Source organism: Acetobacter cerevisiae, from assembly GCF_001580535.1.
Taxonomy (GTDB): domain Bacteria; phylum Pseudomonadota; class Alphaproteobacteria; order Acetobacterales; family Acetobacteraceae; genus Acetobacter; species Acetobacter cerevisiae.
The window spans coordinates 1-13,970 of record NZ_LHZA01000132.1; the positions used below are offsets into that span (position 1 = coordinate 1).

Genomic DNA, 13,970 nt, shown 5'->3' on the forward strand with positions numbered 1-13,970 from the left:
CCTCAAAGAATGAGTCCTGAGCCTAGAAAGTGTCCGTGTAAAGCTGTGCATAGAGAGATGGCTATTGATTTGTAATCGCAAGCCAATTTTATCTTCGCAATTGCGCTTATCAACTCAATAAAATCCCGCACTTTGCCATCATTCAGTTTTTCGGATGATAAAAGATAGAAATATGCCTTTCATCGTGGCACGAAGTGGCAACTATTTATTTGTGCTCTAATTCAGGCAGGAGAAACAAATGCGGCGTATTTACGGGGTCGGGATGGGCATGGCGGCCATGCTTTGCAGTTCCACTGCGTGGGCCCAGAAGTATGACGGGAGTGGTTCACCCACCTTTATTCCGCATACGCTGCAGGAAGCTCTTGCTTCAGCCTACCTGACCAACCCTACGCTACAGCAGGCACGTGCAACTCTACGCGCAACAGATGAGCAGGTTCCTACAGCACTTGCGGGCTGGCGTCCGACCGTGACAGGGACTGTGGGGTTGACCTATTATAAGGGAACAAACGATTATCAGGGCTCGGCAGATCAGCCTGGCTATCTACGGATTTATGATACACCAGGCTATACAGCGGGCCTGACAATTCAGCAGCCAATTTATAGCGGGGGCAAAACGACCGCCTCCACGCATCAGGCTGTCAATAAAATTATGGCAGCACGCGCTAATCTGATTTCAGTGGAGCAGCAGGTCTTTAAAAATGTTGTGAATGCTTATGTGAGCGTTATCGAAGATGAGCAGCTTCTACAGCTCAACATCAATAACGAACGCGTACTGCAGCAACAGCTGCGCGCCACTAATGAACGCTTCAAAGTCGGCGAAATTACCCGGACAGACGTCGCTCAGGCCGAATCTGCTTACGCCTCAGCAAAAGCTACGCGCCAGCAGTCCGAAGGCACCCTCCAGACGGCACAAGCCACCTACATGCAGATTGTAGGGATGGCTCCTCCGCCCAACCTGGTCCCTCCTCAGCCTTTGGTGCTGCCCGTTAAAAACGAACAGACTGCGGCAGCCATGGCGGTCAAGAATAATCCTGACGTGATTAATGCTCTTTTTACCGAATCATCGCAGAAAGATGCTGTCGCTGTCGCAATGGCAGCTATCATGCCCAAAATTTCGGCAACAGCGGCTTACAGCAGGCAGATTAACCAGAGCCTCAATCATCAAATTGATGAAAATAAATATGCCATGCTGAATTTCAATATTCCTGTTTATCAGGGGGGCTCAGAATACGCTGCTGTTCGGCAGGCCAAGCAGCAGGCGCAGGCAGCGCACCGTGAGGTGGATATTCAGCGCAGAACAGCTGCGCAGGATGCTGTTTCAAACTGGCAGAAGCTGGTTTCTTATCAGGCGGCTATATCGAGCAACCGCGCTGCCATTAAAGCTGGCACCGTCGCGCTTGATGGTGTCGAACGACAGGCTATTGTGGGCACCAGCACAACGCTGGAAGTTTTGCAGCAGCAGGAAACACTGCTTCAGGCGCAGGTCGCGCTAGTACAGAGCCTGAGCAATATGGTCCTTGCGTCCTACAATGTCGCTTCCGCCATCGGCCGCCTGACAGCCGCTGATCTGCAATTGAGCGTCCCGCTCTATGACGACAAAGCATATTACAAAGCCGTAAAAGACCGTCTATGGGGGCTGAACGACTATGCTGTGAATCAGCCTGGTCGCTAAAAACTCACGTCGATTGTCGTCAACAATTGCTCGGTCTCTGCTCTGGCGCCCTGATTTTTGCCACTTACGATGAAAAGCAGGCGTGTCAGATGTTTCCTGTGCGGAAAGCTGAGACTATAACTCTCCAAAGGCGGGGGCATGAGATGCCTTCCGCCTTTTTGTGTTTTCTGGTTGGATATCATGCTGAACAAGACTTTTGAGCCTGCTGAGACAGAGAAGAAACTTTACGAGCTGTGGGAGAGCGAAAAGGCATTTTCGGCTAACCCGCAGAGCGGCAAGAAGTCGTTCACCATCATGATTCCGCCGCCCAACGTGACCGGCACCCTGCACATGGGGCATGCCCTGACCATGACCTTGCAGGACACCTTGGTGCGTTGGAAGCGGATGCAGGGGTTTGACACCCTGTGGCAGCCCGGCACCGACCATGCTGGCATTGCCACGCAGATGGTTGTCGAGCGGGCTCTGGCCGCAGAAGATACGACCCGGCAGGACTTGGGGCGCGAGGCCTTCGTGCAGCGGGTCTGGAAATGGAAAGAAGAGTCGGGCGGCGGCATTACCCGCCAGCTCCGCCGGCTGGGGGCTTCGCTGGACTGGCCGCGTGAGCGCTTCACCATGGACGAAGGTCTGTCCCGTGCGGTCAAAGAGGTGTTTGTCACCCTCTACAATGAAGGGCTGATTTACCGGGACCGCCGTCTGGTCAACTGGGACCCGATGTTCCGGTCCGCTATTTCCGACCTTGAAGTGGAAAGCAAGGACGTCGCCGGTAAGCTCTGGTACATCCGCTACCCGGTGGAGGGCAAACCGGGCGAAACCATTACTGTCGCCACCACCCGGCCTGAAACCATGCTGGGCGACGTGGCAGTTGCTGTGCATCCGGAAGATGAGCGTTATGCAGCGCTGGTCGGCCAGTCCGTTCGTCTCCCGCTGACAGGACGCCTGATCCCTATCGTGGCCGATCTGCATTCCGACCCGGAAAAGGGCACCGGTGCAGTGAAGATCACGCCGGCACATGACTTTAACGATTTTGAGGTCGGTCGGCGGCACAACCTGCCCATGCTTTCCATACTGGATGAGCAGGCCCGCGTGGTTCTGGACGAAATTGAAGACGAACTGGCCAGTGTAGACGGCCTTGCTGACCCGGCTTTTGTGAGAAATCTGGCAGGTGTTTCCCGTGAGGAAGCCCGCAAGAGCATTGTCGCGGAACTGGAAAGACTGGAATGGCTCGAGAAGATTGAACCGCATCGCCATCAGGTTCCCCACGCAGAGCGGGGCGGGGCGGTTATTGAGCCGCGTCTGACCACGCAGTGGTATTGCGATGCCGGCAAGCTGGCTGGCCCAGCCATTGAGGCTGTCACCAGCGGTAAGATTTCCTTTGTGCCCAAACAGTGGGAAAACACGTTCTTTGCGTGGATGCGGGACATCCAGCCCTGGTGCATTTCCCGTCAGCTCTGGTGGGGGCATCGCATTCCGGCGTGGTATGGCCCGGACGGCCACGTATTTGTAGCGCATGATGAAGCTGACGCTCAGAAGCAGGCCGATGCCCATTATGGTAAGACCGAAACACTGTCTCAGGATGAAGACGTTCTGGATACGTGGTTCTCATCTGGTCTGTGGCCATTTTCCACGCTGGGCTGGCCGGACAAGACACCGGAACTGGCGCGCTATTACCCGACTGACGTTCTGGTAACCGGCTTCGACATCATTTTCTTCTGGGTCGCCCGGATGATCATGATGGGCGAACACTTCATGCATGATGTGCCGTTCCGCGACATTTTCATTCATGGTCTGGTGCGTGATGAACGCGGCCAGAAAATGTCTAAGAGTAAAGGCAACGGGATTGATCCGCTTGAGCTGATTGATGCCTACGGTGCCGATGCGATGCGCTTCACCATCTGCGCCCTGACAGGCATTGGTCGTGACGTGAAGCTGGGCCGGAAAAAGGTTGAAGATTACCGCGCCTTTGTCACCAAAATCTGGAATGCGGCCCGCTTCTGTGAAATGAACGGCGTGAAGGCACAGGACGGGTTTGAGCCGCACAGCGTAACATCCCCGCTCGGCAAGTGGATTATTGCAGAAGCCTCCACAGCCATTCAGGATGCTACCAAAGCTCTGGAAGCCTATCGCTTCGATGAATATGCGCTGAGCTGCTATCGCTTTGTCTGGAACCGCTTCTGTGACTGGTTCCTTGAATTCGCAAAGCCTGTTTTTGCGTCCGATGATGCTGCGGAAGCCGCTGAAATCCGCGCTGTTGCTGCATATGTTCTAGGGATCATTCTGCGGCTGTTGCAGCCCGTCATGCCGTTTGTCACAGATGAGCTCTGGACCGAGTTCGGCTTTGGCAAGCAGGGTAGCCTGATTTCTGAGGCATGGCCGGAGCCGATTATTCTGACAGGGGCAGAAGCAGCGCAGGCGGAATGTGATCACATCATTCGGCTGATTTCTGAAATCCGGACGGTCCGTGCGGAAATGAATGTGCCACCTTCACAGAAGGCCCCGGTCTTCCTGCAGGATGCTGCTCCGGAAACCGTGGAGCGGGCTGAACGCTGGCAGGAAGCCATTGGCCGCATGGCGCGTGTTTCTCACGTTGCTCCGCAGCAGGGTAACGTGCCGCGTGGTTCTGCTCAGGCTGTGGTCGATGAAGCGACGCTGATTATTCCGCTGGAAGGGCTGATTGATATTACCGCCGAGCAGGAGCGTCTGAAGAAGGAACTCGCCAAGGCCGACGATGAAATCGCCAAGACCGAGAAAAAACTCGGAAACGAAAATTTTGTCTCACGCGCTAAACCTGAAATCGTTCAGGAAATGCGGGATCGTCTGGAAGCCCAGCAGGGTGAAAGTGTTCGCCTGAAAGCGGCACTCGCCCGCATCGCCTGATGCCAAACACAGTGAAGGAATGAACATGTCCCAGTCTATCGTTCTTGGCGGCGGATGCTTCTGGTGCATGGAAGCTGTTTTTCGGGACATGGTGGGGATTCTCTCCATCGCTCCCGGTTACGCGGGCGGCCATACGGCAGAACCGACCTATAAACAGGTTTGCACCGGCCAAACCGGCCATGCAGAAGTCATTCGGCTGGAGTTCGATCCGAACGTAATCGGATATGATGATGTGCTGAAAATTTTCTTCACACTCCACAACCCCACCACTTTGAACCGGCAGGGGGACGATATTGGCACACAATATCGCTCTGCCATTTTCTACGCTGATGAAGGGCAGAAAAACGCTGCCCTGATGGTTAAGGCGGAAATTGAAAAGGCTGACCTCTGGGATGCGCCGATTGTCACCGAGATTGTCCCGTTAGAGACCTTCTGGCCCGCTGAAGCCATGCATTTCGATTACTATGAGCGCAACCCGAACACGGGCTATTGTCAGGCCGTTATTGCACCTAAGGTTGCCAAGGCCCGCAAACTCTATGCGTCCCGCTTCAAACGCGCGGACGTCTGAACTGCTGACTTATTCAGAGATCGCTTCTTCCAGATAGAAGCGATCTCCTTCTTCATCAAAATCAAACAACTCCGCAAAGCGGGCCCAGCCTATAACCGTCTGGAGCGTCTGCCGCGCGTAGTCAGGTGACATCGCCTCTTCCAGAGCATCCCGGAAGCGATCAGCATTTGCGCTGTGGGACGGGCGCTCATCCAGCACGGTGCAGATCATTTTAACCAGCGGCACATGATGCAGCAGCGCATGGCTCATGATGGCTTTGCGCTCATCAAGGTCACTCAGCACAAAATGCACGCCTTCATTGGTGAGCAGGATGTCACCATCCTCCAGTTCCGCGAGGCCCAGCAACTCAAGGGATTCGCCTAACGGAAACAGGTCATCCAGTTCCAGTTGCAGCTTTTCTGCCAGCATGGGCAGATCGGCCCGGCCGTTGAGGGGCGGGGCCGCCAAGGCTTCCATCATCCCGATCATCATTGTGATGGAAACCATCGGCAAAGCCATCAGGGACGGCGTGGCCTGAACAGCCTGCTTTACGCCCACAGCCAGATCGGCCTCGGAAATAATGGGCGCACGTTGCGTCATCAGCGCATAAATATGGTCCACAAACTGGCGGAAGGCTGGATCTTCCCGGTCGCGCGGGTGCGCAAACGGCACCGTCAGGGCATGAGCAATACGACCGGGATTGGAAGAGAAAATCATGATCCGGTCACAGATCAGAACCGCCTCTTCAATATTGTGCGTCACCACCAGCATGGCCTGAACGGGCAGTTTTTTTTCTGACCACAGCTCGACCAGATCTGTCCGCAGATTTTCAGCGGTCAACACATCCAGAGCGGAAAACGGCTCGTCCATCAGGAGCAGGTCAGGCTGCACGACCAGTGCGCGAGCCAGCCCCACACGCTGCTGCATGCCGCCAGAAAGCTCTTTGGGCCATGCGTTCTCGTAGCCGCCAAGGCCAATCAGATCGATGGCGTTTTCCACCCGCCTGTCGCGCTCTTCGCCCGTAATGCCCTTGGCTTCCAGCCCGAGTGCGACATTTTCTTCCACCGTCATCCACGGGAAGAGCGCAAAGGACTGAAAAACCATGGCAACACCATCGGCCGGCCCTTTCAGGGGGGTTCCTTTCCAAAGCACCTCACCGGATGAAGGGGAAAGCAACCCAGCCAAAATCCTCAGGAATGTCGATTTTCCAGAACCCGACCGGCCCAGCAGGCCAACAATCTCTCCCGCATTAAGCGTCAGATTGACATCATCCAGAACCAGCAGATCAACCGCGCTGTCTTTATGGTAGGACTGACTGACATGCCGTGCCTCAACCAGCGCTGTGACGTATCCGGCTGTCTGATTGTCGGCGAGGGAAGGGGACGTCATGGTTTGGTCCTGTTGTCAGGTCAGTTTCAGGCGGCGGTGAGCGTAATCAGAAAGAGGACGCCAGACCAGCCAGTTGAGGATGAGCACAAACAGCGCCATCACGACAACACCCAGCGCAACTTCACTGATGTCGCCTTCGGTCGTGGCCTGCGCAATATAAGCCCCAAGGCCGTGCGCTTTCAGCGTCACATTTCCCCATTGCGCCACTTCTGATGCAATAGCGGCATTCCATGCGCCTCCCGAGGCCGCCAGAGCCCCCGTCAGATAATAAGGCGTAATGCCGGGCAAAATGATTTTCCGCCACCAGAGCAGGCCCTTGACCTCAAAATTTTCCCCGACTTCCAACAGATTGGGCGGGAAAGATGAGGTGCCGACGATGACGTTGAACAGAATGTACCATTGCGCTCCCAGCATCATCAAAGGAGTAAGCCAGATATCCGGCGCCAGATGAAAATAAATAATGCCCCCCACAAAAATGGGGAAAAACAGGTTGGCAGGGAATGCTGCGCAATATTGCACAATCAGCTGCGCCCGATGCGCCCGTGCAGGCTTGAGTCCCAGCCAGACACCCACCGGCACCCAAATAAGTGAGGCCAGACAAAGCATGCTGACAACACGCAAAAGCGTATAAAACCCCAGCACGACAACGTGCCCAATTTGTCCACGCGTATAGGCGGAGCTGCCGTAAACCCACGCCTGTTCCAGCGCACAGAGAAAGATCAGTCCCAGCGCACCCCACCACAGGCCATCTGAGAGCCGCTTTGAAACGGCTGTCTGAGAAGGCTGAAACCGCCCCTGGCGGCGCCCAAGAGGGAGGGAACCGATCTTGCGCATAAAAAATAGAAACAGATTGATGCCGTTCCGCAGGAGACGTGTGCGACGAAGCAGCCGAAGCACCCAGGGTTCTGCCAGAACTTCATCCTGCACTGTTGTTTCCAGCCGGAACCGTGAAGCCCAGACGGTGAGGGGGCGAAACAGGACCTGATCATACGCCAGAATAATCACCATCATAGCGAGGATGGCTGCCAGAACAGCGCCGATATTTTGCTGGCTGATCGCAACGCCCACGTAGGACCCGATCCCCGGCAGAGCGATCCGGGTGTTGCCGACGGTAAGCGTTTCTGAATAGACCACCATGAACCAGCCGCCCGCCATGGACATCATGGAATTCCACACGAGCGAGGGAATGGAGCAGGGCACTTCCAGCCGCCAGAATTTTTGCCAGGCGGTCAACCCGAAGCCTCTTGCGGCTTCTTCAAGTTCTGTCGGGACGCCCCGCAAAGACTGATACATCCCAAAGGCCATATTCCACGCCTGAGAGGTGAAAATGGTGAAAATGGCGGCCAGTTCGGCCCCCAGCACCTGTCCCGGAAAGAGCCCCAGAAAGAAGGTTACCGTAAAGCTCAGAAAGCCCAGAATGGGAATGGACTGGAGGATATCCAGCAAGGGCACCAGAATTTGCGCGGCCCGGCGGCTTTTGGCGGCCAGTGTTGCGTAAAAAAAGGTGAAAACAAGGGAGAGCCCGAGAGCCGCGAACATCCGCAGAGTGGTCCGCAGAGCGTAGCCGGGAAGATACAGGATATCGAGATGGATCGGACTCTGAGCCGGCGCGGCGAGGGGTGCCAGCATGTGGCGCACACTGTTGCCAGCCAGAACAGCCAGCCCCACCACGCAAATCAGAAGAAAGGCATCTGCCGTATTCAGGTGGCGCAACGGCAGACGCGTCGAGGGGTTTTGAGAAGAAAGAGAAAAATCTGGTCGCGCTGCCGTCATGGCAGGCCGGTTCCCGTACTACCAAAGCCGCCTATGCCGCGGGCTGTTGCGTCCAGACTGTCACATTCGGCCCAGGAGACGCGCTCAACCGGCGCAATAACAGCCTGAGCAATGCGCATGCCGTGCTCAACGGTAAAGGGCTGATCGCCAGCATTCAGAACAATTACCCCGACCTCGCCGCGATAATCTTCATCAATGGTGCCAGGGGAGTTGGGCAGAATAATCCCGTGCTTCAAGGCCAGACCAGAGCGGGGACGGACCTGCAATTCGTATCCGGGGGGCAGAGCAATACACAGACCCGTCGGGATAACCGTGCGGCCACCGGGCTGGAGCGTGACTGGTTCCGGCACAGCTGCCAGAAGATCCATCCCTGCTGCACCTGCTGTAGCATAAGATGGCAGTGGCAGATCCTGCCCGTGGGGCAGGCGCTGCACCCGCACTGTCAGGCCGGTGTTCCGGGATTCAGTTGCAGGCATCAGGCACTCCATATCTCATAATTCTTATAACGACTTGTGAGGCTTTAAAAACCAGTCTGCAAGAGTTGTGGCAAGCCTGCGGGCCACTTCTTCCTTACTCAGGCGAGGCCAGTGCTCCACCTTATCCTGCGTGATGAGTATGACCTGATTTTCGGACCCACCCATAACATCTGAACCTGCCCCAACATTGTTGGCAACAATCCAGTCACACCCCTTTCGCGCCAGCTTGGCGCGGGCATGGGCTTCTACCGTCTCGGTCTCAGCAGCAAAACCGATAACAAGGCGTGGGCGGGAAGGGGACGGTTCTGAAAGCTCTGCCAGAATGTCCGGGTTCGGCAGCAAGGCCAGTGGTGGGGGCAGATCATCCTTGCCCGTTTTTTTGATTTTCTGATCCTGCGCATGCGCAGGACGCCAGTCTGCAACGGCAGCCGTGCAGATGGCGGCATCAAACGCCGTGCTTCTCGCGGCCTTAAGAGCCAGATCACGCATCTGGCAGGCTGTCTCGCAAAAGGACACAGCAACCCCTGCCGGGGGACGTAAGACCGTAGGGCCGCTGATGAGAGTCACCTCAGCACCCAGATCTGCCAGAGCTTCGGCAAGCGCATAGCCCTGCTTGCCGGAAGAGCGATTGGCGAGATACCGAACAGGGTCCAGTGGTTCATGGGTCGGGCCTGCCGTTACAAGGCAAGTTTTGCCCGCCAAAGAACCGGACTGGCGACTCTGTTGGCGAAAAAACGCCAGAACAGCATCCCGCACATCGGCAGGTTCCACCATCCGTCCGGGACCATATTCTCCGCAGGCCATCTCACCGGCAACGGGCCCGAGAAAGGTCACGCCACGTTGCCTGAGTGTTTGAATGTTGGCCTGCGTGGCGGGATGGTCCCACATCCGCACATTCATACCCGGAGCGACCATGATGGGTGTGTCCGTCGCCAGCAGCACTGTGCTGGCCAGATCATCCGCCAGACCGCCTGCCATGCGCGCAAGCAGATTGGCGGATGCAGGGCACACAACAATCAGATCAGCCGAGCGAGAAAGGGCGATATGCCCCATTTCCTGCTCGGCGGTGAGGGAAAACAGGTCCGTATGAACAGGCTGACCGCTGAGCGCCTGCAGCGTCAGCGGTGTAACAAACTGACTGCCCCCCTGTGTAAGCACACACCGCACCTGTATGCCATCAGCCCGCAGCGACCGGATAAGTTCCGGCGCTTTGAAAGCGGCGATACTTCCACTGATAATCAGCAGAACAGAGCGTGGGGTGAGGGGCGCCGTCATGAAGGATCAGAGACGCCAGCCGGAGTGAATGGCTGCAATCCCGCCAGACAGAGACTGATAGCGCACGTGAGACAGGCCTGCCTCACGGAACATTTCTGCCAGCGTTTCCTGATCCGGGAAGGTGCGGATGCTTTCTGCCAGATACTGATAGCTTTCCCGATCACCCGCCACCATGCTGCCCATGGTCGGCAGAACCTTGAAGGACCAGGCATCATAAATCGGCGCCAGAGCGGCAACCTGCACGCGAGAGAATTCAAGGCACATGAAACGGCCGCCGGGACGCAGGACGCGGCGCGCTTCCCGAATCACCGCATTCTTGTCGGTGCAGTTTCGCAGGCCAAACGCGATGGACACGCGGTCAACCGACATATCTTTAAGGGGAATGGCTTCAGCATCCACCACCGCAAAGGAGAGGTCGGATACAAAACCCCGGCTCAGCGCACGGTCACGCCCGACAGAGAGCATGCTGGCGTTGATGTCGGTCATGATGGTGGGGCCGCCGCCACCCTGCAGCCAGCCAAAGCTGATGTCACCCGTGCCGCCTGCCAGATCCAGCAGGGACAGCCCGGGCTGAGGCCCGAGTTCCGTGACAAAAATACGTTTCCAGACCCGGTGAATCCCCAGAGACATCAGATCATTCATGACATCATACTTGCCCGCAACGCTGTCAAATACAGCGCGGACGAGGGGTTTCTTCTCTTCCTTCCGGACGGAACGGAAGCCGAAATCGGTTTCTTCCGCCTGCGGCGCAGCGGAAGATGAGGGGGAGGGCGCAAAGCTATTGTCGGTCATGGTGTTACCCTATACCCTGCTTTGCACTCATGCCGGAACTCCCTGAAGTCGAAACCGTGATGCGTGGTATGCAGATCGCTCTGCAAGGCCACAAAATCAGCGATGTCATTCTCCGCCGCCCGGATCTGCGATGGCAGATTCCTGCCGATTTTCGTGATTCCGTTGCCGGGCAGACCGTCACAGGCTTCCGCCGCCGTGGGAAATATATTCTCATGCGGCTGTCGAATAATCTTTCCGTCGTGCTGCATCTGGGCATGTCGGGACGCATTATTCTCGATTCTCCGGCAGCCCCCGCGCTGCACGAACACGTCACCTTCATCACGGCGGATGGACGGCGCTGCGGGTTTGTTGACCCACGCCGCTTCGGGATGCTGGACCTCGTGCCCACCGGGCAGGAAGAGCAGTATAAATTTCTCGCCAGCATGGGGCCGGAACCGCTTGAGCCCGCGTTTACGGGGGCTGTGCTTCAGGCAGCCTTTAAGGGCCGAAAATCTCCGATCAAAACGGCGCTCCTGGACCAGAAAGTGGTCTCGGGTCTGGGCAACATTTATGTCTGCGAAGCGCTGTATCGCACGGGCACCCATCCTCAGACTGCCGCAGGCACACTAAAACCTCAGGAAACAAAGCGGCTGGTTCAGGCCATTAAGGATGTTCTGAATGAAGCGATTGCCGCAGGTGGCTCAAGCCTGAAAGATTATGTGCGCCCGGAAGGCGGTCTGGGCTATTTTCAGCATGCCTGGCGCGTTTATGGACGCAAGGGACAACCGTGCCCGGACTGCCCCGGACCTCCCGCCTGTGCTGGGGTCGAGCAGATCACACAAGCCGGTCGCTCTACCTTTTTCTGCCCCTTACGGCAGAAAATAAGGTAAAATTACCTCTATAATGAGGGAAGCAGCTTGACTGTGGATACCGCTGTGGATTACAGCACCGCTACATCTTTGCAGCCACCCTGGCATTGCCGGGCTGCTACCATTTCTTTTGTGCTGGATAAAATAGAAACTCATGGCGAATATCGCTTCAGCGCGTAAGCGCATCCGGCAGACCGCAAAGCGGACTGCTCGTAACACAGCCCGCAAGTCTCGCATGCGCACCTTCATCAAGAAGGTCGAAACTGCAATTGCTGCTGGCAACCATGACGAAGCCCGTGAAGCTCTGCGCGTTGCTCAGCCGGAACTGCAGCGCGGCGTGATCAAAGGCGTTGTGCATGCAAACACCATTGCACGCAAAATTTCCCGCCTGTCTGCTCGTGTGAAGTCTCTGGCAACCGCCTGAGACCTTCAGGCTGCATCAGCAGCCTTTAGACACATGCGTTTTGTAAAGCCGAATCATCCTGGGGTGGTTCGGCTTTACTTTTGTGTAGCCCCCGCATGGCATGGCAGAGATGAGGGTAAGAGCACAGAGATTTTCATTGCTCCTCCCTCGGTCGTGCTTTAATTCTGGCAGCTAGTCTCCACCCTCAGGAGAGCGTCTTTTTCGCGCTCCTGCGCCGCGTTTTATAGCGGCAGTGTAGGCCCGCCGGAAGCCCGGCTGCCTGGTGGCCGTGCAAGCGGCCCCCTTATCGAAAATCACGCGCGGCTGGCCGCGTTTATGACCGCTCGGGAGCGTAGATGACAATCGGAGTGGACGATGACGAAAGGGCTTTCCCCCAAGCTGAGGATGGCAAGGCGCTTGAGGAATCGTGGTTACAGATCTGTTCAAGGCTGAAAGGGGAAGTCGGGGAGGTTGAATACCGTACCTGGCTGACCAAGATTGCGCTGGGGCCTGTGGATGGTGATGAGATTACACTCCTCCTTCCCACCCGCTTTCTGCGTGACTGGGTGCGGAGCCAGTACGGCGACCGGCTGAGCGAATTGTGGAATCAGGTTCTGCCCGCCATTCGTCGGGTCGAGCTGCAGGTCGCACGCCCTGGTGACCCGGCGGCACCGCCGCTTGCGCTCGCCACCGAGGACGCCCCTGTTGCTGCCCCCAGCATCGAAGTCGAAGAAGCCCCACGCAGCGCGCCGGAAGTGCGGAGTGACCTCATTACCACGCTGGATACCCGCTTTACGTTTGATACGTTTGTGGTGGGGAAACCCAATGAATTTGCCTATGCCTGCGCACGGCGTGTGGCCGAAAAGCCGTCCAGCGTCGGTTTCAACCCACTCTTTCTCTATGGTGGAGTAGGCCTCGGCAAAACACATCTGATGCATGCCATCGGCGCGGAACTGGTGCAGAGCGGCAATGTTTCCGTTGCCTATATGTCCGCTGAAAAGTTCATGTATCGTTTCATTGCGGCTATCCGGTCTCAATCGACCATGGAGTTCAAGGAACAGCTGCGCTCCGTGGATGTGCTGATGATTGATGATCTTCAGTTCCTGATCGGCAAAGACAACACGCAGGAAGAATTCTTCCACACCTTCAATGCGCTGGTGGATGCCGGGCGGCAGATTGTGGTGTCGGCGGATAAATCGCCGTCTGATTTGTCCGGATTGGAAGATCGTCTGCGGACCCGGCTGGGCTGCGGTATGGTAGCTGATATTCATGCCACCACGTTTGAGCTGCGTATTTCCATTCTTGAATCCAAAGCTGCTGCGTCGGGCGTGGTCGTGCCCGGCAAAGTTCTGGAATTTCTTGCCCATAAGATCACGTCGAACGTGCGTGAGCTTGAAGGCGCTCTCAACCGCCTAATTGCGCATGCCAATCTGTTTGGTCGCCCGGTTACGCTGGAAGCCACGCAGGACGTTCTGCATGATATCCTCAAGGCGCATGATCGCCGGGTGACGATTGAGGAAATCCAGAAGCGGGTGGCCGAGCACTGGAATATCCGCCTAACGGATATGTCCTCCGCCCGCCGTGCCCGCGCCGTCGCTCGCCCACGGCAGGTGGCGATGTATCTGGCCAAGCAGCTCACCAGCCGCTCTTTACCCGAAATCGGCCGCAAATTTGGCAACCGTGACCATACAACCGTCATGCACGCCGTCTCGCGCGTTGCGGAGCTGATGGAGCGTGATCCCGCTTTTGCAGAGGATGTCGAACTGATGCGTCGGATGCTGGAAAGCTAGACCGACAGGTGCCTGCACTCTCACGCAGGGGAGGCAGGTACTCAAAGATTGACTGCACCGTTACTGCTGTTAGTTTTCAACAGGATAGATCCCGGCCCGCCTGAATTCCTGCGTGGGGCCGGTCATGCAGG

At 56.6% G+C, this 13,970-nt stretch carries 11 protein-coding genes; 6 read left to right on the forward strand and 5 right to left on the reverse strand.

Going from position 1 to position 13,970, the window contains the following annotated elements; genetic code table 11:
• Positions 1–238 precede the first annotated feature (238 nt).
• The 3 genes from AD928_RS05265 (at position 239) to msrA (ending at position 5,114) form a co-directional block, all read left to right on the forward strand.
• Complete coding sequence (locus AD928_RS05265) at positions 239–1,672, forward strand: TolC family outer membrane protein (RefSeq protein ID WP_062248815.1); 1,434 nt, start codon at positions 239–241, stop codon at positions 1,670–1,672.
• A gap of 180 nt (positions 1,673–1,852) precedes the next feature.
• Positions 1,853–4,546: a valine--tRNA ligase gene (locus AD928_RS05275; protein WP_062248821.1), complete on the forward strand. Its 2,694-nt coding sequence runs from the start codon at positions 1,853–1,855 to the stop codon at positions 4,544–4,546.
• Positions 4,547–4,571: 25 nt separating this feature from the next.
• Positions 4,572–5,114 (forward strand): peptide-methionine (S)-S-oxide reductase MsrA, encoded by a 543-nt coding sequence (msrA, locus tag AD928_RS05280; protein ID WP_062248877.1) that lies wholly within the window; start codon positions 4,572–4,574, stop codon positions 5,112–5,114.
• Between the two features lie 9 nt (positions 5,115–5,123).
• On the opposite strand, the gene AD928_RS05285 is transcribed toward msrA, so the two are convergent.
• From AD928_RS05285 to AD928_RS05305, 5 genes are read right to left on the reverse strand one after another with little or no spacing between them, the layout of a single operon-like run.
• Positions 5,124–6,482: an ABC transporter ATP-binding protein gene (locus AD928_RS05285; protein WP_062248823.1), complete on the reverse strand. Its 1,359-nt coding sequence runs from the start codon at positions 6,480–6,482 to the stop codon at positions 5,124–5,126.
• A gap of 15 nt (positions 6,483–6,497) precedes the next feature.
• Positions 6,498–8,255 carry an ABC transporter permease gene (locus AD928_RS05290; RefSeq protein WP_062248825.1) on the reverse strand — a complete coding sequence of 586 codons (1,758 nt, stop codon included), beginning with the start codon at positions 8,253–8,255 and terminating at the stop codon, positions 6,498–6,500.
• Positions 8,252–8,731: a dUTP diphosphatase gene (gene dut, locus AD928_RS05295; RefSeq protein ID WP_062248880.1), complete on the reverse strand. Its 480-nt coding sequence runs from the start codon at positions 8,729–8,731 to the stop codon at positions 8,252–8,254. Before dut ends, AD928_RS05290 begins: the two co-directional genes overlap by 4 nt.
• Before the next feature lie 24 nt (positions 8,732–8,755).
• Positions 8,756–10,006, reverse strand: coding sequence for a bifunctional phosphopantothenoylcysteine decarboxylase/phosphopantothenate--cysteine ligase CoaBC (gene coaBC, locus AD928_RS05300; protein ID WP_062248828.1), 1,251 nt, complete (start codon positions 10,004–10,006; stop codon positions 8,756–8,758).
• A gap of 6 nt (positions 10,007–10,012) precedes the next feature.
• Complete coding sequence (locus tag AD928_RS05305; protein WP_062140342.1) at positions 10,013–10,798, reverse strand: class I SAM-dependent methyltransferase; 786 nt, start codon at positions 10,796–10,798, stop codon at positions 10,013–10,015.
• A gap of 29 nt (positions 10,799–10,827) precedes the next feature.
• Here AD928_RS05305 and mutM point away from each other — a divergent pair, with 29 nt between their 5' ends.
• The 3 genes from mutM (at position 10,828) to dnaA (ending at position 13,839) form a co-directional block, all read left to right on the forward strand.
• Positions 10,828–11,667: a bifunctional DNA-formamidopyrimidine glycosylase/DNA-(apurinic or apyrimidinic site) lyase gene (gene mutM, locus AD928_RS05310; RefSeq protein WP_062248831.1), complete on the forward strand. Its 840-nt coding sequence runs from the start codon at positions 10,828–10,830 to the stop codon at positions 11,665–11,667.
• A 133-nt stretch (positions 11,668–11,800) separates the two neighbouring features.
• The gene (gene rpsT / locus AD928_RS05315) at positions 11,801–12,070 is read left to right on the forward strand and encodes a 30S ribosomal protein S20 (RefSeq protein ID WP_043552691.1); all 270 of its coding nucleotides are present in this window, start codon (positions 11,801–11,803) and stop codon (positions 12,068–12,070) included.
• Positions 12,071–12,405: 335 nt separating this feature from the next.
• The gene (gene dnaA, locus AD928_RS05320; protein WP_082779758.1) at positions 12,406–13,839 is read left to right on the forward strand and encodes a chromosomal replication initiator protein DnaA; all 1,434 of its coding nucleotides are present in this window, start codon (positions 12,406–12,408) and stop codon (positions 13,837–13,839) included.
• Positions 13,840–13,970 lie beyond the last annotated feature (131 nt).

Excerpts from the sequence above, each read along its gene's own strand:
- AD928_RS05265 (WP_062248815.1), top strand. The coding sequence starts at position 239 with ATGCGGCGTATTTACGGGGTCGGGATGGGCATGGCGGCCATGCTTTGC.
- AD928_RS05275 (WP_062248821.1), top strand. The coding sequence starts at position 1,853 with ATGCTGAACAAGACTTTTGAGCCTGCTGAGACAGAGAAGAAACTTTAC.
- msrA (WP_062248877.1), top strand. The coding sequence starts at position 4,572 with ATGTCCCAGTCTATCGTTCTTGGCGGCGGATGCTTCTGGTGCATGGAA.
- AD928_RS05285 (WP_062248823.1), bottom strand. The coding sequence starts at position 6,482 with ATGACGTCCCCTTCCCTCGCCGACAATCAGACAGCCGGATACGTCACA.
- AD928_RS05290 (WP_062248825.1), bottom strand. The coding sequence starts at position 8,255 with ATGACGGCAGCGCGACCAGATTTTTCTCTTTCTTCTCAAAACCCCTCG.
- dut (WP_062248880.1), bottom strand. The coding sequence starts at position 8,731 with ATGCCTGCAACTGAATCCCGGAACACCGGCCTGACAGTGCGGGTGCAG.
- coaBC (WP_062248828.1), bottom strand. The coding sequence starts at position 10,006 with ATGACGGCGCCCCTCACCCCACGCTCTGTTCTGCTGATTATCAGTGGA.
- AD928_RS05305 (WP_062140342.1), bottom strand. The coding sequence starts at position 10,798 with ATGACCGACAATAGCTTTGCGCCCTCCCCCTCATCTTCCGCTGCGCCG.
- mutM (WP_062248831.1), top strand. The coding sequence starts at position 10,828 with ATGCCGGAACTCCCTGAAGTCGAAACCGTGATGCGTGGTATGCAGATC.
- rpsT (WP_043552691.1), top strand. The coding sequence starts at position 11,801 with ATGGCGAATATCGCTTCAGCGCGTAAGCGCATCCGGCAGACCGCAAAG.
- dnaA (WP_082779758.1), top strand. The coding sequence starts at position 12,406 with ATGACAATCGGAGTGGACGATGACGAAAGGGCTTTCCCCCAAGCTGAG.